Origin of the sequence: Streptomyces arenae, from assembly GCF_022343545.1 — a bacterium.
Classification (GTDB): Bacteria; Actinomycetota; Actinomycetes; order Streptomycetales; family Streptomycetaceae; genus Streptomyces; species Streptomyces humi.
The window spans coordinates 111,507-128,106 of sequence record NZ_JAKQYH010000097.1; the positions used below are offsets into that span (position 1 = coordinate 111,507).

Consider the following 16,600-nt stretch of genomic DNA (forward strand, 5'->3'; position numbering starts at 1 on the left):
TTGGGCCTGCGCGCCCATAAAGCTCAACGATCGGAACCCGAAAGTGGGTACTGCCGTGCGGGGAAAACCTGTCGGGACGTCCGGCGGCGGGTGGTGGCCCGCGCGTGCGGCCGGGCGGGGCTAGGGCGTTGAGGCGGGGGCTGACCGGGGCTAACGTCGGTCGGGTGGTTGACGCGTGGATGATCGACGTGCCCGGTGAGCGGGTGCTGGTACGGGAGCCGCTGCCCTCGGACGAGGTGCCGCTGCTGGACCTCTTCGAGGCCTGCGAGGACTGGTTCGTGGCGGCGACGGGGCTGCCGTCGGGGCCGGGCGACGTGCAGAGCCTGTTCTACGGGCTGCCCGAGGGCGCCGACCCCGACGACAAGGTGCTGCTGGTGCTGGAACGGGACGGGGTGGTCTCGGGCCTGGTGGACGCGGTGCGCAACCATCCGGGGCCCGGCGCGGTCGCGGTGGGCCTGTTCCTGCTGGCGCCGTGGGCGCGTGGCCGGGGCCTCGGCCGGGCGCTGGCCGAGTCGCTGCTCGCCCATGCCGAGGGGGTGTCGCTGGTGACGGCGACGGTGCCGCCGGGCTGGCGGGCCGGGGAGCGCTTCCTGGAGCGCCTCGGCTTCACCCTGGGCGTGCCGACGCCGAGAGCCGCCGAGGTGGGCAACCGGCGCGCGGGCCCACGGGAGGGCGGGGTACGCCGGGCGGAACTCCGCCCGGCCGCGGGCTGAGCGGCCGTCCGCTCACCCAGCCGCACCCGCTGTCGGGGTGGTGTCTACGCCCCTCGGACCCGCAGCGCCCTCTCCAGGTCGTCCAGTTCGTCGGTCAGGCGGCGGCGCAGGGCGGTGACCGGGTCGGCGTCGCGCAGGCAGTCCCGGCCGAGGGCGAGGTTCTCGGCGTCGACGGCGTGGACCGGGAAGGCCTCCCGGCCGACCACCCCGGCGATGGCGGGCCCGCGCCGGGCGGCGACGGCGACCGCGTCCTGGTAGTAGCGCGGCACGTACTCCCGGACCAGGTCGGCCTGTTCGGGGTGCCAGAAGCCCTGGGCGGTGGCCGCGAACAGGTAGTTGGACAGGTCGTCGCCGGTGAACATGGCCTCCCAGGCGGTGCGCTTGGCCTCCGGGTGGGGCAGCGCGGCCCGGCAGCGGGCGGCGCCCTCCTGGCCGCTGGCGCTCGGGTCGCGTGCCAGCTCGGCGGCGATACGGTCCTCGTCGACGGCGCCGAGGACGGCGAGCCGGCTCATGATGCGCCAGCGCAGCTCGGGGTCGAGTTCGGGGCCGCCCGGCACGGTGCCGTCGGCGAGCCAGGCGGCGATGGTGTCGGGCTGGGCGGCGGCGCGGATGAAGTGCCGTACGGCGATCAGGCGCAGGCCGGGGTTGTCGCCGTCCTCGGTGCGCCGGATGAGGTCCCGGCAGAGCGCGGAGAGGGTCGCGAGGGCGGCCGGGCGCTCCTCCGGCGTGAGGTAGCGGTCGACGAGGTGGACCGCGGTGAAGGCCAGCACGCCCTGGACGAGCGCCAGGTCGGTCTCGCGCGGGAGATGCGCGCGGGCGGTCTCCAGGTAGGCGGCGGGCGCCAGTTCGCCGTCGCGGACCGCGTCTCGCAGGGCGTTCCACACCACCGCGCGGGTGAGCGGGTCGGGCAGGCCCGACAGGTGGGCGCGGATCGTGGCGGCGGAGTCGGCGTCGAAGCGGATCTTGGCGTAGGTCAGGTCGCCGTCGTTGAGCAGGAGCAGCGCGGGCCGCTTGCCGAGGGGCTGCGGGGCGGTCCCCGGGATGTCGAGGTCGATGCGCTCGCGCAGGGTGAGCCGGCCCTCGTCGGTGAGGTCCTGGTCGTAGACGCCCACGCGGACGCGGTGCGGGCGGCTGCCGGTGCGCTCCACGGTGAGGTCGCGGGTGCCGTCGGCGGCGGTGGCCAGGACCGGGGTGAGGGTGTCGACGCCGGTGGTGCGCAGCCAGCTGTCGGCCCAGCCGTGCACGTCGCGGTCGGTGGCGGCGGCGAGGGAGTCGATGAAGTCGGCGAGGCTGGCGTTGCCGAACCGGTGCCGCTGGAAGTGGATGTTGATGCCGGCCAGGAAGTCCTTCTCGCCCATCCAGGCGACCAGCTGGCGCAGCGCGGAGGCGCCCTTGGCGTAGGAGATGCCGTCGAAGTTGAGCAGCGCGGCGGCGGTGTCGTCGACGGCCTCGGGGGCGACGGGGTGGGTGGAGGGGCGCTGGTCGGCGTCGTAACCCCAGGCCTTGCGGGCGACACCGAAGTCGACCCAGGTGTCGGTGAAGCGGGTGGCCTCGGTGAGGGTCTGGTAGCCCATGTACTCGGCGAAGGACTCGTTCAGCCAGATGTCGTCCCACCAGCGGAGGGTGACGAGGTCGCCGAACCACATGTGAGCCATCTCGTGGGCGACGACCATCGCGCGCGTCTGGCGCTCGGTGTCGGTGACGGCGGAGCGGTAGACGAACTCGTCGCGGAAGGTGACCAGGCCCGGGTTCTCCATGGCGCCGGCGTTGAACTCGGGGACGAACGCCTGGTCGTAGGAGTCGAAGGGGTAGGGCTCCTCGAACTTCTCGTGGTAGCGGTCGTAGCACGCGCGCGTGATGTCGAGGATCTCCTCGGCGTCGGCGTCGAGGTGCGGTGCCAGCGAGCGGCGGCAGTGGATGCCGAAGGGCAGTCCGCGGTGCTCGGTGCGCACCGAGTGCCAGGGGCCGGCGGCGACGGCGACCAGGTAGGTGGAGATCAGCGGGGTGGCGGCGGCCCGCCAGCGGCCCTCGCCGAGGTCCTCGGTGACGCCGTTGGCGAGGACGCTCCAGCCTTCGGGAGCGGTGACGGTCAGCTCGAAGACGGCCTTCAGGTCGGGCTGGTCGAAGGCGGCGAAGACGCGCTGCACGTCGTCCATGAACATCTGGGTGTAGACGTAGGTCAGGTCGTCCGTGGGGTCGGTGAAGCGGTGCATGCCCTCACCGGTGCGCGAGTAGCGCATGGTGGCCTCGACGCGCAGCTCGTGCTCGCCCGCGGTGAGGTTCCTCAGGGGCAGCCGGTCCTGGTCCAGCGTCTCGGGGTCGAGGGACTGTCCGTCGAGGGTGACGGCGCGCAGTTCGGCGGGCTTCATCTCGACGAAGGTGTCGCCGTCGGACCGGGCCGTGAACCTGATCACGGTACGGGAGTCGAAGGTCTCGTCCCCGGTGGTCAGGTCGAGGTCGATCGTGTAGCGGTGGACGTCGAGGAGCTCGGCGCGGCTCTGCGCTTCGTCGCGAGTCAGTACGGACATGCGGGCCATGCTGCCCGATGACACCGACGACGCACAGGGGTGGGTGCGCTACGCGGCTTATGTCCGCCGCGCGGCCGCGGTACGGGACGCGTAGGCGCTGGTGGACGCGCCGTCCCGCGCCGTGCGCGGCCCGCAACCGCGCGCCCGTTCGAGCGCCCCGGCCCGCGGGGGTCGCCCGGCGGCGCCGGGGCGCTCTGCCAGGCGTACGGCGCGCGCTCCGGTCAGTGCGGGTCCGCCGCCGCCCCCTTGGTGTTGACCGTGTCCTCGGCGATGGACTCGTGGTGCCGGATCACCTCGGCGATGATGAAGTTCAGGAACTTCTCGGCGAAGGCCGGGTCGAGTTTCGCGTTCTCGGCGAGGGCGCGCAGCCGGGCGATCTGCCGGGCCTCGCGGGCCGGGTCGGCCGGGGGCAGCCGGTGGACCGCCTTGAGGCGCCCGACCTGCTGGGTGGCCTTGAAACGCTCGGCGAGCATGTGGACGACGGCCGCGTCGATGTTGTCGATGCTGTCGCGCAGCCGGCCGAGCTCCGCGCGGACGGCGGGGTCGACGTCACCGGTACCGGTGTTGCTGGTGGTCATGGACGTCAACCCTACGGGGGGCGGTCGCGTGCTCCCTAAGGGCCTTCGGCGGGGCCCGGCGCCGGCGGACCGGATTCGCCGGGCTCCGGGAGGTCGTCGTTCCAGTCCTCGGGCACGGCCCGGCTCTGCTGGGCGCGGAAGCGCACGGGGGCCGTGCCGACGCGGCGGGTGAACAGGCGGGAGAAGTAGGCCGGATCGTCGTAGCCGACGCGGCGGGCGACGGCGGCGACGGACAGTTCGGTGGTGGCGAGGAGTTCCTGGGCGCGGCCGAGCCGGATGCCGATCAGGTAGTCCTTGGGGCTGCACCCGGCGACCCGGCGGACGGCGGTGCGCAGCTCGGCGGGGGTCATGCCGTGCCGGGCCGCGTGGTCGGCGACGGTCATGCCGGTGCAGGCGTCCCGGGCGAGCGCGTGCAGCACCGGGTCGCCGTCGGGGGCGAGGTCGGCGCGCGCGTGCCGCAGGGCGACGAGGAGCTCGTGCACGGCGGCGCCGGTCTCGACCTCCAGGAGGGGGTTGCCCCGGCGGGCGGCGCGCGCGATGCGGGCGATGACGTCGCGGGGGCCGGTGGCGTCCGCGAGGGGCACCACGGGCCGCTCGGGCTCGATGTAGCCGAGTTCCGTGTAGGTCGCGGTGTCGGGTCCGGTGAAGGTCACGAACGCCTCGTCCCAGCCGGTGTCCGGGTCGGGCCCGTAGTGGTGCGGGACGCCGGGCGTGAGCCACACCAGCGCGGGCGCCACGACGGCGGTACCGCGCCCGTCGGGCGTGCGGTACCAGCCCCGGCCTGCGCTGATCACCACGGCGACGTGATGGTCCAGCAGGCGCGGGCCGACGGCGGGCACCGCGCCGTACTGGAGTCCGACGCCCCAGCAGACCAGGCCGAGCCGGCGGTGGACGGCGCCGGGTGTGAAGAACCGCATCCAGGTACGGAAGATCGGCGGGCCGCCCGGCACTGCGCGCTCCTTGCTGTCGGCTCTTTCGTCCAAGTGCTGCCGATCTTTGTCCATGGTCCGGGCGCCCGCCGACAGGTCAGGCTGAGCCTATGGGTGACTTCACGGTGGGCGAAACCGATTTCCTGCTGGACGGGCGGCCGGTGCGGCTGCTGTCCGGCGCGCTGCACTACTTCCGGGTGCACGAGGAGCAGTGGCGCCACCGGCTCGCGCTGCTGCGCGCCATGGGGCTGAACTGCGTGGAGACGTACGTGCCGTGGAACCTGCACGAGCCGCGGCCGGGCGGCTTCCGGGACGTCGGAGCCCTCGGCCGGTTCCTGGACGCGGCACGGGAGGCCGGTCTGTGGGCGATCGTGCGGCCGGGACCGTACATCTGCGCGGAGTGGGAGAACGGCGGTCTGCCGCACTGGGTGACCGGGGAGCTGGGCGCACGCGCGCGCACGCGGGACGAGCGTTTCCTCGGGTACGTGGACGCGTGGTTCCGCCGGCTGCTGCCCGAGGTGGTGTCCCGGCAGCTGGACCGCGGCGGCCCGGTGATCATGGTGCAGGTCGAGAACGAGTACGGCAGCTACGGATCCGACGCCGCCTACCTGGCCCACCTCACCGACCTGCTGCGCGCGGAGGGCGTCACGGTGCCGCTGGTCACCTCGGACGGCCCCGAGGACCACATGCTCACCGGCGGCTCGGTCCCCGGCCTGCTCGCCACGGCGAACTTCGGCTCCCACGCGCGCGAGGCCTTCGAGGTGCTGCGCCGCCACCAGCCGGGGGGCCCGCTGATGTGCATGGAGTTCTGGTGCGGCTGGTTCGACCACTGGGGCGGCGAACACGTCGTACGGGACGCGCGGGACGCGGCGGCGGCCCTGCGGGAGATCCTGGAGTGCGGGGCGTCGGTCAACGTCTACATGGCGCACGGCGGCACCAACTTCGCCGGCTGGGCGGGCGCCAACCGGCCCGGCGGCGAACTGCACGAGGGTCCGCTGGAGCCGGACGTGACCTCGTACGACTACGACGCCCCGATCGACGAGTACGGACGCCCCACCGAGAAGTTCTGGCGCTTCCGCGAGGTCCTGGCCGAGTACCACGACGGCCCTCTGCCCGAACCGCCGCCCGCACCGGCCGCGTCGGACGCGCCGGCGGACGTGACGGTGACCGGCTGGGCGCCCCTGACCGCCGTCCTGGAGACCCTGGGCACCCCGGAGCGCGTCCACGCCGTCCCGCCGACCTTCGAGGAGCTGGGCATCGCCCGGGGCCTGATCCGCTACGAGGTGGACGTCCCCGGCCCGCGCCGGCCGTACCCCCTCACCGCGCGGGGCCTGCGCGACCTCGCGGTGGTCTACGTCGACGGGGAGCGGGCCGGGGTGCTCACCGAGGAGGAACCCCAGCTCAAGAAGCCGGTCGCGGGCCCCGCGCGCGTGGAGCTCTGGGTGGAGTCGCTGGGCCGCGTCAACTACGGCCCCCGCTCGGGCGAGACGAAGGGCATCACCGGCGGCGTCCTGCACGAACGCCAGTTCCTGCACGGGGTACGCGCGCGTGGCCTGGATCTCGACGCCTTCGACGGCGGTGTGGCCGCGGTGCCGTTCGGTTCCCCTCCGGCGGACGGCGTCCCGGGCCTGTACCGGGGCACGCTGACGGTGCGCGGGGCCGGCGACGCCCGCCTGCACCTGCCGGGCTGGACCCGCGGCTTCGTCTGGATCAACGGCTTCAACCTGGGCCGCTACTGGTCGACGGGACCGCAGGACTCGCTGTACGTCCCCGGCCCGGTGCTGAAGGAGGGCGAGAACGAGATCTGGATCCTGGAACTCCAGGACACCGAACAGCAGACGGTACGCACGACGCCTCTTTAGGGGCGCGGGGATCGCCGTCCCCCGCATACTGGAAAGGAAGCTCCGGCGGCGTCTGTGGGGGTAAGGGACGTGGCGAACGGCGGCCCGGTGGAACACGGCTACCCGCACCTGGACACCGTGCGGGCCGCCGTCACGGCGTTGTACCGCCGCCTGTCCTACGACACCGTCCAGACCTTCGCCACCAGCGTCGCCCCCGCCGACGTCGCGTTCTGCGACACCGACGACCTCCATCTCGGCTCGCAGCGCGTCGCCCACGGGATCGTGCGGCACTTCCGTCTGCCGGACGCCCGGATGATCGTCGGCTTCAAGGACATGACCCACGCGGCGAACGTCGAACTCACCGCGGGTCCCGAGTACTTCGTCGAACTGAACGACCGTTTCCGCACCCACCGCAGGGACATCGGCGCGGCCCTCGCCCACGAGGTGACGCACGTCTACCTGCACCGTCTGGACCTGTCCTTCCCGAGCACCCGGGAGAACGAGATCCTGACGGACACGGTGACCACCTACCTCGGCGCGGGCTGGCTGCTCCTTGACGCGTACCGGGAGCACGGGGAGGCCTCCCAGAAGCTCGGCTACCTCACGCCCGAGGAGTTCGGCTACGTCCTGGCCAAGCGCTCCCTCGTGTTCGGCGAGGACCCGTCCGTGTGGTTCACCAGCCCGCAGGCGTACACGGCGTACCAGAAGGGCATGGCCAGGGCCCGCCAGGACGAGGAGCAGCCGCCGCTGACCGCGGCCGGCTGGGCGGGCCGCCGCCGCTACGCGCGCGACCGCCGTCACGCGCCCGGCGCGCCCGCCCCGCAGCCCGGTGCCCCCTACGCCTTCACCCCCGACAGCGGCGGCCGGCTGCGGGTCTCGTTCCCGTGCCCGACCTGCCACCAGCGGATCAGGGTGCCGGTACGGGGCCGGGTCCGGGCGCGCTGCTCGCTGTGCCGGACGGTACTGGAGTGCGACACCTGAGGGCCGCCCCCGAGCGGACCGCCAGGGCCGTCCCCGCGCGGCGGCGCACCGGTCACGCCCCGTACACCGCCCCCGGCGGCTCCGCTTCGGCCAGCAGCTTCAGTGTCGCCCCGCCCGCCTCGGCCGGGGTCCACCGCGCCCCTTTGTCGGCGGTCGGACCGGGCCGCCAGCCCTCCATGACGGTGATCCGGCCGCCCTCCGTCTCGAACACCCGCCCGGTGACTCCGGTGCTCGCGGCGGAGCCCAGCCAGACCACGAGCGGGGAGACGTTCTCCGGGGCCATGGCGTCGAAACCGGAGCCGGGAGCGGCCATGGTGGTGGCGAACGTGCGCTCGGTCATCCGGGTGCGGGCGGCCGGGGCGACGGCGTTGACCTGGACGCCGTAGCGGGCGAGTTCGGCCGCCGCGACCAGGGTGAGGCCCACGATGCCGGCCTTCGCGGCGCTGTAGTTGCCCTGTCCGACCGAGCCCAGCAGACCGGCCCCGCTGCTGGTGTTGACGATCCGGGCCACCGGGGTCCGGTCCGCCTTGGCCTCGGCCCGCCAGTGCGCCGCCGCGTGCCGAAGGGGCAGGAAGTGACCCTTGAGGTGCACCCTCATCACCGCGTCCCAGTCGTCCTCGCCGAGGTTGACCAGCATCCGGTCGCGCAGGAACCCGGCGTTGTTGACGAGGGTGTCGAGGCGGCCGTACGCGTCCAGGGCCGTCGCCACCAGGGACGCGGCCCCGGCGTCGGTCGCGATGTCACCCCCGTGCGCCACCGCCTCGCCGCCGGCCGCCCGGATCTCGTCCACGACGGCCCGGGCGGGACTGTCCGGGCCCGGCACGCCGTCGAGGCCGACGCCGAGGTCGTTCACGACGACCCGGGCGCCCTCGGCGGCGAAGGCGAGCGCGTGGGCCCGGCCGAGCCCGCGCCCGGCACCGGTGACGGCCACGACCCGGCCCGCACAGATTCCGCTCATCCCAGTCCTCCTTGTCCACAGTCCTTGTTGGCGGTCGCGGCGTCGAGGAAGGCCGGCCGCTCCCCGCCCCCGTGCACGAGCAGGCTGGCCCCGGTGATGTAGGCGGCCGCGTCGGAGGCGAGGAAGACGGCGGCGGCCCCGACGTCGGACGGAACGGCGAGACGGCCGAGCGGAACGGTCCGTGAGACGGCGTCGATGCCGTCCGGACCGCCGTAGTGGAGGCCGGCCAGCTCGGTGCGGACCATGCCGACGACCAGCGTGTTGACCCGAACCCGCGGCGCCCACTCCACCGCCATGGACCGGGCGAGGCTCTCCAGCCCGGCCTTGGCCGCGCCGTAGGCGGCCGACCCCGGCGAGGGCCGGCCGCCGCTGACGCTGCCGACCATCACCACCGCTCCCCCGGCCCGGCTGAGCCGCTGGTACGCGGCGAGGGAGGCGGTCAGCGGGGTGACGAGATTGAGCTCGATCACCCGGGCGTGCCGCTCCGCTTCGGCGTCGGCGAGCCTCCGGTAAGGGGTGCCGCCCGCGTTGTTGACGAGCACGTCGACCCGCGGCAGGGCGTCGAAGAAGGCGCGGACGGCGGGCGGGTCGCGCAGGTCGAGAGGGGCGAACTCGACACCGTCCAGGGGCTGTTCGGGCGGTCGGCGGGCGCAGGCCAGCACCCGGGCGCCGGTCTCGGCGAAGGCGCGGGCGATCCCGGCGCCCACGCCTCTGGTGCCGCCGGTGACGACCACGATCCTGCCGCTCGGCGAGTTATCCACAGGGCCTCCCGCTCGTCCGCACCGGCTGCTAGCTTCGAAGCCTCACCTAACAAATGTTTGGTGGAAAGGCAGCTGAGTGCGAAGGTAGCTGATGCGTCCATGGGTGTCTCCACCTCGTCCCCGGAAAAGGGAATCTCGCTCGTCACGGTCGACTTCCCGCCGGTGAACGCGCTGCCGGTGCACGGCTGGTGCGAGCTGGCCGACGCCGTGCGCGCCGCCGGCCGCGATCCCGCGGTGCGCTGCGTGGTGCTGGCCGCCGAGGGCCGGGGCTTCAACGCGGGCGTGGACATCAAGGAGCTCCAGGCCGCCGGGAACGAGGCGCTGATCGGCGTGAACCGCGGTTGCGCGGAGGCCTTCGCGGCGGTGTACGAGTGCGAGACCCCGGTGGTGGCCGCGGTGCACGGCTTCTGCCTGGGCGGCGGGATAGGTCTGGTGGGCAACGCGGACGCGATCGTGGCGAGCGAGGACGCCGTGTTCGGCCTTCCCGAGCTGGACCGGGGCGCGCTGGGCGCCGCCACGCACCTGGCCCGGCTGGTGCCGCCGCACATGATGCGGACGCTGTACTACACCTCGCGCACGGCGACCGCGGCCGAGCTGCACGCGCACGGCTCGGTGTGGCGGGTCGTCCCGCGCGGGGAACTGGACGCGGCCGCCCTGGAGCTGGCGCGGGAGATCGCCGTGAAGGACGGCAGCCTGCTGCGGCTGGCCAAGGCCGCCATCAACGGCGTCGACCCCGTCGACGTACGGCGGAGCTACCGCTTCGAACAGGGCTTCACCTTCGAGGCCGCCCTCAGCGGGGTGGCCGACCGGGTCCGTGACACCTTCGGAAAGGAGGGTGCTGGGAGTGCCGAAAACGACTGACAAGACGATGACCGCCGACGAGGTCGTCGCCCGGCTGACGAGCGGCATGACCCTCGGCATCGGCGGCTGGGGTTCCCGACGCAAACCGATGTCCCTGGTCAGAGCGTTACTTCGGGCCGGTATCGACGATCTCACCCTGGTCTCGTACGGCGGTCCCGACGTCGGGATGCTGGTCGCGGCCGGCCGGGTGCGCAGGCTGGTGACGGCCTTCGTCACGCTCGACTCCGTCCCGCTCGAACCGCACTACCGCGCGGCCCGCGAACGCGGCGCACTCGAACTGACCGAGGTGGACGAGGGCATGTTCATGTGGGGCCTGCACGCGGCGGCGAACCGGCTGCCGTTCCTCCCGGTGCGGGCCGGCCTCGGCTCGGACGTCATGCGGGTCAACCCGGGCCTGCGGACGGTCACCTCGCCGTACGACGACGGGGAGACGTTCGTGGCGATGCCCGCCCTCCGGCTGGACGCGGCCCTGGTCCACGTCAACCGCGCCGACCGGCTGGGCAACGGACAGTACCTGGGCCCGGACCCCTACTTCGACGACCTGTTCTGCGCGGCGGCGGACACGGCCTACGTCTCCTGTGAACGGCTGGTGGACACCGCCGAGTTGACGAAGGCGGCGGCCCCGCAGTCGCTGCTGGTCAAACGGCTCGACGTGACGGGGGTGGTGGAGGCCCCGGGCGGCGCCCACTTCACGTCCTGTGCTCCGGACTACGGCCGGGACGAGGAGTTCCAGCGGTGGTACGCGAGCACTCCGTGGGAGGACTTCGCGACACGCTTCCTGGCCGGTGACGAACAGGCCTACCGGTCGGCGGTGCGTGACTGGCAGGAGGAGCAGGCCCGATGAACGTTCTCCGCTCCGAGTACTGCGTGCTGGCCTGTGCCGAGGCCTGGCGCGGCTCCGGTGAGATCCTGGCGAGCCCGATGGGCCTGATCCCCTCCCTGGGCGCACGGCTGGCCCGGCTCACCTTCGCCCCGGACCTGCTGCTCACCGACGGCGAGGCGACCCTGGTCCGGCCGGACGGGACACCCGAGGGCTGGCTGCCCTACCGTCAGCATCTCGCGCTGGTGGCCGGCGGACGGCGGCACGTGATGATGGGCGCGAGCCAGCTCGACCGGTACGGCAACCAGAACATCTCGTGCATCGGCGACTGGGCCCGGCCCCGGCGGCAGTTGCTCGGGGTGCGCGGGGCGACCCTGAACACACTGAACAACCCGACGAGTTACTGGGTGCCGAAGCACTCACGGCGGGTGTTCGTGGCGCGGGTCGACATGGTGTGCGGGGTGGGTTACGACCGGGTGGCCCGGCATCCGGGCACGGAACGCTTCCACCGGATCCACCGGGTGGTCACCGACCTCGGTGTCCTCGACTTCGAGACCCCGGACCACTCGATGCGGCTGGCGGCGCTGCATCCGGGGGTGCGCGTCGACGAGGTCCGGGAGGCGACGGACTTCGAGCTCGTGGTGCCGGACGAGGTGCCGTACACCCGCGAGCCGGACGCGGAGGAGCTGCGGCTGATCCGCGAAGTGCTCGATCCCGGTGGTGCGCGGACGAGGGAGGTCGCCGGCTGATGGAGACGGCGCTGACGCGGCTGGTGGGGATCCGGCATCCGGTCGTGCAGACGGGGATGGGCTGGGTGGCCGGCCCCCGGCTGGTCTCGGCCACGGCCGACGCCGGGGCCCTCGGCATCCTGGCCTCCGCCACGATGACCCTGGACCAGTTGCGGGCCGCGATAGCGGAGGTTCGGTGCCGCACGGACGCCCCGTTCGGGGTGAACCTGCGGGCGGACGCGGCCGACGCCGGTGACCGGGTGCGGCTGATCGTCGACGGGGGTGTGCGGGTGGCGTCCTTCGCGCTGGCTCCCGCCCCCGAGCTGATCACCGAGCTGAAGGCGGCGGGCGTGGTGGTGATCCCGTCCGTCGGGGCCCGGCGGCACGCCGAGAAGGTGGCGGCGTGGGGCGCGGACGCGGTGATCGTGCAGGGCGGCGAGGGCGGCGGGCACACCGGTGAGGTGGCGACCAGCGTGCTGCTGCCGCAGGTGGTGGACGCGGTGCGGATACCGGTGGTGGCCGCCGGCGGTTTCTTCGACGGGCGGGGGCTGATGGCGGCGCTGGCGTACGGCGCGGCGGGCGTGGCGATGGGCACCCGGTTCCTGCTCACCTCCGACTCGACGGTGCCGGACGCGGTCAAGGCGAGATATCTGGCGGCGACGGTCAAGGACGTCACGGTGACCAGGGCGGTGGACGGGCTGCCGCACCGGATGCTGCGGTCCGATCTGGTGGCCGCGTTGGAGCGTTCGGGCCGGGCCCGGAGTCTGCTGCATGCCATACGGCGGGCGGCGGGGTTCCGGAAGCTGTCCGGGCTCACCTGGCGGCACCTGGTCCGGGACGGCCTGGCCCTGCGGCACGGCAAGGAGCTGTCGTGGAGTCAGGTGCTGCTGGCCGCGAACACGCCGATGCTGCTCAGGTCGGCGATGGTGGACGGCCGTACGGACCTGGGGGTGATGGCGGCCGGGCAGGTCGCCGGGGTGATCGACGACCTGCCGTCGTGCGCGGAACTGGTGGAACGGATCATGAAGGAGGCCGAGGAGGTCAGAACCCGCCTCACAACAGCTCGATGAACATGGCCTTCACAGCCGTTCGATGATCGTCACGTTCGCCTGGCCGCCGCCCTCGCACATCGTCTGGAGGCCGAACCGGCCGTCGGTGCGTTCCAGTTCGTGGAGGAGGGTCGTCATGAGCTTGACACCGGTCGCGCCGAGGGGGTGACCGAGGGCGATGGCGCCACCGTTGACGTTGACCCTGGCGGGGTCGGCGCCGGTCTCCTTGAGCCAGGCGAGGACGACCGGGGCGAACGCCTCGTTGATCTCGACGAGGTCGATGGCGTCGATGGTCAGGCCGGTCTTCTTCAGGGCGTGGGCGGTGGCCGGGATGGGCGCGGAGAGCATGCGGATGGGGTCCTCGCCGCGGACGGAGAGGTGGTGGACGCGGGCTCGGGGACGCAGTCCGTGTTCGCGGACGGCCCGTTCGGAGGCGAGGAGCATCGCGGCGGCGCCGTCGGAGACCTGGGAGGAGCAGGCGGCGGTGATGGTGCCGCCGTCGACGACCGGCTTGAGGGCGGCCATCTTCTCCAGGGAGGTGTCCCGGCGCGGGCCCTCGTCCACCGGGACGTGACCGTAGGGGACCGTCTCGCGTTCGAAGCGGCCCTCGTCGATGGCGCTCAGTGCCCGCCGGTGGGAGCGCAGGGCGAACTCCTCCTGGTCCTGGCGGCTGATGCCCCACTTGGCGGCGATCATCTCGGCGCCGGCGAACTGGTTGACGGGCTGCCGTCCGTAGCGGGACCGCCAGCCCTCGCTGCCCAGGAAGGGCCCCTCGGTCAGGCCCAGCGGCTCGGCGGCCTGGCGGGAGGCGAACGCGATGGGGATCTGGGACATGTTCTGGACGCCGCCGGCGACCACCAGGTCCTGAGTGCCCGACAGGACGGCCTGCGCGGCGAAGTGCACGGCCTGCTGCGAGGACCCGCACTGCCGGTCGACGGTGACGCCCGGCACCTCCTCGGGCAGACCGGCCGCCAGCCAGCTGGTGCGGGCGATGTCACCGGCCTGCGGTCCGACCGCGTCGAGGCAGCCGAAGACGACGTCCTCGACGGCGGCCGGGTCCACGCCGGACCGCTCGACCAGGGCGGTCAGCACATGGGCGCCCAGGTCGGCCGGGTGGACCCCGCTCAGTCCGCCCCCGCGCCGACCGACCGGCGTGCGCACCGCTTCGACTATGTAGGCCTCGGCCATGTCATCGACTCCCTGCCCAGAAAGGGGTTTTCAACGAATGGGTGAGCTACTCACGGACGGCGATCCCGTCCAGCACCATCGACAGGTACTGCCGGGCGATCTCCTCCGGGCTGTGCTGTCCGCCCGGCCGGTACCAGGACGCGGCCACCCACACGGTGTCGCGCACGAACCGGTAGGTGAGACGGACGTCGAGGTCGGCGCGGAAGACGCGCGCGGCGACCCCGCGTTCCAGCGTGGCCAGCCACGCCTTCTCGAACCGGCGCTGCGACTCGGCGAGAAAGGCGAACCTGTCCTGCGCGACCAGCTGCCTGCTCTCCTTCTGGTAGATCGCCACGGCGGCGCGGTGCCGGTCGATCTCCCGGAAGGACTCGGTGACGAGGGCTTCGAGGGTCTCGCGGGGGCCGAGCGCGGCGTCCAGGACGGTGTCGTAGCCGTCCCAGAGCTCGTCGAGGAAGGTCCGCAGGATCTCCTCCAACATCGATTCCTTGGAGTCGAAGTGGTAGTAGAGGCTGCCCGCGAGCATGCCCGCGTGGTCGGCGATCTTGCGTACGGTGGTGGCGTTGTAGCCCTGTTCGGCGAAGACCTCGGCGGCGGTCTCGAGGAGTTCACGGCGCCGGGCGGGGGCGGCGGTCACCTGGGGCTTCTTCTTGGTCGGCACGGGTCCATTGTGGTCGCTCCGGGGGTCAGGGATGCTGGCCGCTGACGGAGACGACCTCGCCGGTGAGGTAGGAGGAGTAGCCGGACGCCAGGAAGACGATCGCGTTGGCCACCTCCCAGGGTTCGGCGTGGCGCCCGAAGGCCTCGCGGGCGGTGAGTTCCGCCAGCAGGTCGGCCGAGGTCACCTTCACCAGGTGGGGGTGCATGGCGAGGCTCGGCGCCACGGCGTTGACCCGGACCCCGTACTCGGCGGCCTCGATCGCCGCGCAGCGGGTCAGCGCCATCACCCCGGCCTTGGCGGCGGCGTAGTGCGCCTGCCCGGCCTGGGCCCGCCAGCCGAGCACGGAGGAGTTGTTGACGACCACCCCGCCGTGCCCGCCCTCCCGGAACCGCCGCAGGGCGGCCCGCAGGCACCGGAAGGTGCCGCCCAGGGTGACGTCGAGGACCCGCGACCACTGGTCGTCACTCATGTCGACGAGCGCCGAAGTGCCGCCGAGCCCCGCGTTGTTGACGACGATGTCCAGGCGTCCGTGGTCCCGGACGGCGGTGTCGAACAGGGCCCCCACCTGCGCCTCGTCGGTCACGTCGCACGCGACGGCACCGACGGCGCCGGGGAACTCCCGGGCGAGTCCGGCCTCGTGCTCCTTGAGCCGCCGGGCGTGCGCGTCGCTGATCAGTACGCGCGCGCCCTCCTCCAGGAAGCGCCGTGCGGTCGCCCCGCCGATCCCCGCCCCGGCCGCGGCGGTGATGACGGCGGTGCGGCCCTCGAGCAGCCCGTGCCCGGGCACGTACTCCGGAGTCTCGACGCCTGTCATAGGGCCACGCTAACCTACCAAACACTTGTTAGGGAAGGACGGTGACGGAGGCAGTGGACCTGACCCACACCCCGGCGGACGAGGAGTTCCGCGCCGAGGCCCGCGCCTGGCTGACGGCGCATGTGCCGGCCCGCCCGCTCCCCTCCCTGGAGACCACGGAGGGCTTCGCGGCGCACCGCGAGTGGGAGGCCGAACTGGCCGCCGACCGCTGGTCGGTGGTGTCCTGGCCGGAACGGTACGGCGGCCGGGACGCGGGACTGGTCCGATGGCTGGTCTTCGAGGAGGAGTACTACGCGGCGGGTGCGCCGGGCCGGGTCGGCCAGAACGGCGTCAGCCTGCTCGCGCCGACCCTCTTCGACCACGGCACCGAGGAGCAACGCACCCGGGTGCTGCCGCCGATGGCCACCGGGGAGGTGGTCTGGGCGCAGGCCTGGTCCGAACCGGAGGCCGGTTCCGACCTGGCCGCCCTGCGGTCCAGGGCGGTGCGGACGGCCGGCGGCTGGCTGCTGACCGGCCAGAAGACCTGGTCGTCACGGGCGGCCTTCGCGGACCGCGCCTTCGGCCTGTTCCGCAGCGATCCCGACACCCTCAGACCGCACCAGGGGCTCACGTACCTGATGTTCGACCTGCGCGCGCCGGGCGTGACCGTCCGGCCCATCGGCCGCCTCGACGGGAAGCCCGCCTTCGCCGAACTCTTCCTGGACCAGGTGTTCGTGCCGGACGAGGACGTGATCGGCGAACCGGGCCAGGGCTGGCGGATCGCGATGTCGACGGCGGGCAACGAGCGAGGGCTGACCCTGCGGTCGCCGGGCCGGTTCCTGGCCCGCGCCGACCGGCTGCTGAGCCTCTGGCAGGAGCAGGGGGCCCCGGAGTCCGCCGCGGCCGCGGTCGCCGACGCCGTCATCCGCGCCCGCGCCTATCAGCTGTTCACCTACGCGGCCGCCTCGCGCCACCTGGACGGCGAGGCGCTGGGCCCGGAGTCCAGCCTCAACAAGGTGTTCTGGTCCGAGCTGGACCTCGCGCTGCACGAGACGGCGCTCGACCTGCTGGGCCCGGCGGGCGAGGAGGCCGGCTCACCGTGGTCCGAGGGGTATGTCTTCGCGCTCGCCGGCCCCATCTACGCGGGCACCAACGAGATCCAGCGCGACATCATCGCCGAGCGCCTGCTCGGCCTGCCGAAGGGACGCCGCTGA

Annotated in this window: 16 protein-coding genes; 8 read left to right on the top strand and 8 right to left on the bottom strand. The window is 73.2% G+C overall.

All coding sequences use genetic code 11. The features are described from left to right. Positions 1 to 164 precede the first annotated feature (164 nt). The gene (locus tag MB828_RS45825; protein WP_301653332.1) at positions 165 to 713 is read left to right on the top strand and encodes a GNAT family N-acetyltransferase; all 549 of its coding nucleotides are present in this window, start codon (positions 165 to 167) and stop codon (positions 711 to 713) included. A gap of 44 nt (positions 714 to 757) precedes the next feature. On the opposite strand, the gene pepN is transcribed toward MB828_RS45825, so the two are convergent. The 3 genes from pepN to MB828_RS45840 all read right to left on the bottom strand — a co-directional run bounded on the left by pepN (position 758) and on the right by MB828_RS45840 (position 4,751). Then, positions 758 to 3,241: an aminopeptidase N gene (pepN, locus tag MB828_RS45830; protein WP_301653333.1), complete on the bottom strand. Its 2,484-nt coding sequence runs from the start codon at positions 3,239 to 3,241 to the stop codon at positions 758 to 760. Between the two features lie 221 nt (positions 3,242 to 3,462). Next, positions 3,463 to 3,819 carry a chorismate mutase gene (locus MB828_RS45835; protein WP_301653334.1) on the bottom strand — a complete coding sequence of 119 codons (357 nt, stop codon included), beginning with the start codon at positions 3,817 to 3,819 and terminating at the stop codon, positions 3,463 to 3,465. A 35-nt stretch (positions 3,820 to 3,854) separates the two neighbouring features. Further along, a complete protein-coding gene (locus tag MB828_RS45840) occupies positions 3,855 to 4,751 on the bottom strand; it encodes a helix-turn-helix domain-containing protein (protein WP_301653433.1) in 897 nt (298 codons plus the stop codon). Between the two features lie 107 nt (positions 4,752 to 4,858). Between MB828_RS45840 and MB828_RS45845 the strand changes: the two genes are divergently transcribed. Together MB828_RS45845 and MB828_RS45850 are read left to right on the top strand one after the other, a co-directional pair. Further along, on the top strand, positions 4,859 to 6,610 hold the full coding sequence (locus tag MB828_RS45845; RefSeq protein WP_301653335.1) for a glycoside hydrolase family 35 protein: 1,752 nt from the start codon (positions 4,859 to 4,861) through the stop codon (positions 6,608 to 6,610). Between the two features lie 69 nt (positions 6,611 to 6,679). Continuing rightward, a complete protein-coding gene (locus tag MB828_RS45850; RefSeq protein ID WP_301653336.1) occupies positions 6,680 to 7,570 on the top strand; it encodes a hypothetical protein in 891 nt (296 codons plus the stop codon). Between the two features lie 52 nt (positions 7,571 to 7,622). Here the strand turns inward: MB828_RS45850 and MB828_RS45855 are convergent, their stop codons facing one another. Both MB828_RS45855 and MB828_RS45860 read right to left on the bottom strand, forming a co-directional pair. Continuing rightward, positions 7,623 to 8,528, bottom strand: coding sequence for an SDR family oxidoreductase (locus tag MB828_RS45855; RefSeq protein ID WP_301653337.1), 906 nt, complete (start codon positions 8,526 to 8,528; stop codon positions 7,623 to 7,625). Continuing rightward, positions 8,525 to 9,289 carry an SDR family oxidoreductase gene (locus MB828_RS45860; RefSeq protein ID WP_301653338.1) on the bottom strand — a complete coding sequence of 255 codons (765 nt, stop codon included), beginning with the start codon at positions 9,287 to 9,289 and terminating at the stop codon, positions 8,525 to 8,527. The genes MB828_RS45855 and MB828_RS45860 overlap by 4 nt, the downstream gene beginning before the upstream one ends. Positions 9,290 to 9,388: 99 nt before the next feature. Here MB828_RS45860 and MB828_RS45865 point away from each other — a divergent pair, with 99 nt between their 5' ends. Genes MB828_RS45865 through MB828_RS45880 form a run of 4 tightly spaced genes read left to right on the top strand, consistent with a single transcriptional unit; the run spans position 9,389 to position 12,768 of the window. Further along, on the top strand, positions 9,389 to 10,150 hold the full coding sequence (locus MB828_RS45865) for an enoyl-CoA hydratase family protein (RefSeq protein ID WP_301653339.1): 762 nt from the start codon (positions 9,389 to 9,391) through the stop codon (positions 10,148 to 10,150). 7 nt (positions 10,151 to 10,157) lie between these two features. Beyond that, on the top strand, positions 10,158 to 10,994 hold the full coding sequence (locus tag MB828_RS45870; protein WP_133028426.1) for a CoA transferase subunit A: 837 nt from the start codon (positions 10,158 to 10,160) through the stop codon (positions 10,992 to 10,994). Next, a complete protein-coding gene (locus tag MB828_RS45875) occupies positions 10,991 to 11,719 on the top strand; it encodes a CoA-transferase subunit beta (RefSeq protein WP_301653340.1) in 729 nt (242 codons plus the stop codon). The genes MB828_RS45870 and MB828_RS45875 overlap by 4 nt, the downstream gene beginning before the upstream one ends. Then, positions 11,719 to 12,768, top strand: a complete 1,050-nt coding sequence (locus tag MB828_RS45880; protein ID WP_301653341.1) for an NAD(P)H-dependent flavin oxidoreductase — start codon at positions 11,719 to 11,721, stop codon at positions 12,766 to 12,768. Before MB828_RS45875 ends, MB828_RS45880 begins: the two co-directional genes overlap by 1 nt. A gap of 9 nt (positions 12,769 to 12,777) precedes the next feature. On the opposite strand, the gene MB828_RS45885 is transcribed toward MB828_RS45880, so the two are convergent. The 3 genes from MB828_RS45885 to MB828_RS45895 are packed head-to-tail and all read right to left on the bottom strand — an operon-like array spanning position 12,778 to position 15,407. Then, a complete protein-coding gene (locus MB828_RS45885; RefSeq protein WP_133028327.1) occupies positions 12,778 to 13,935 on the bottom strand; it encodes an acetyl-CoA C-acetyltransferase in 1,158 nt (385 codons plus the stop codon). A 46-nt stretch (positions 13,936 to 13,981) separates the two neighbouring features. Then, positions 13,982 to 14,593 (bottom strand): TetR/AcrR family transcriptional regulator, encoded by a 612-nt coding sequence (locus tag MB828_RS45890; RefSeq protein WP_046729596.1) that lies wholly within the window; start codon positions 14,591 to 14,593, stop codon positions 13,982 to 13,984. A gap of 25 nt (positions 14,594 to 14,618) precedes the next feature. Then, complete coding sequence (locus tag MB828_RS45895; protein WP_133028326.1) at positions 14,619 to 15,407, bottom strand: SDR family oxidoreductase; 789 nt, start codon at positions 15,405 to 15,407, stop codon at positions 14,619 to 14,621. Between the two features lie 53 nt (positions 15,408 to 15,460). Between MB828_RS45895 and MB828_RS45900 the strand changes: the two genes are divergently transcribed. After that, on the top strand, positions 15,461 to 16,600 hold the full coding sequence (locus MB828_RS45900; RefSeq protein ID WP_301653434.1) for an acyl-CoA dehydrogenase family protein: 1,140 nt from the start codon (positions 15,461 to 15,463) through the stop codon (positions 16,598 to 16,600).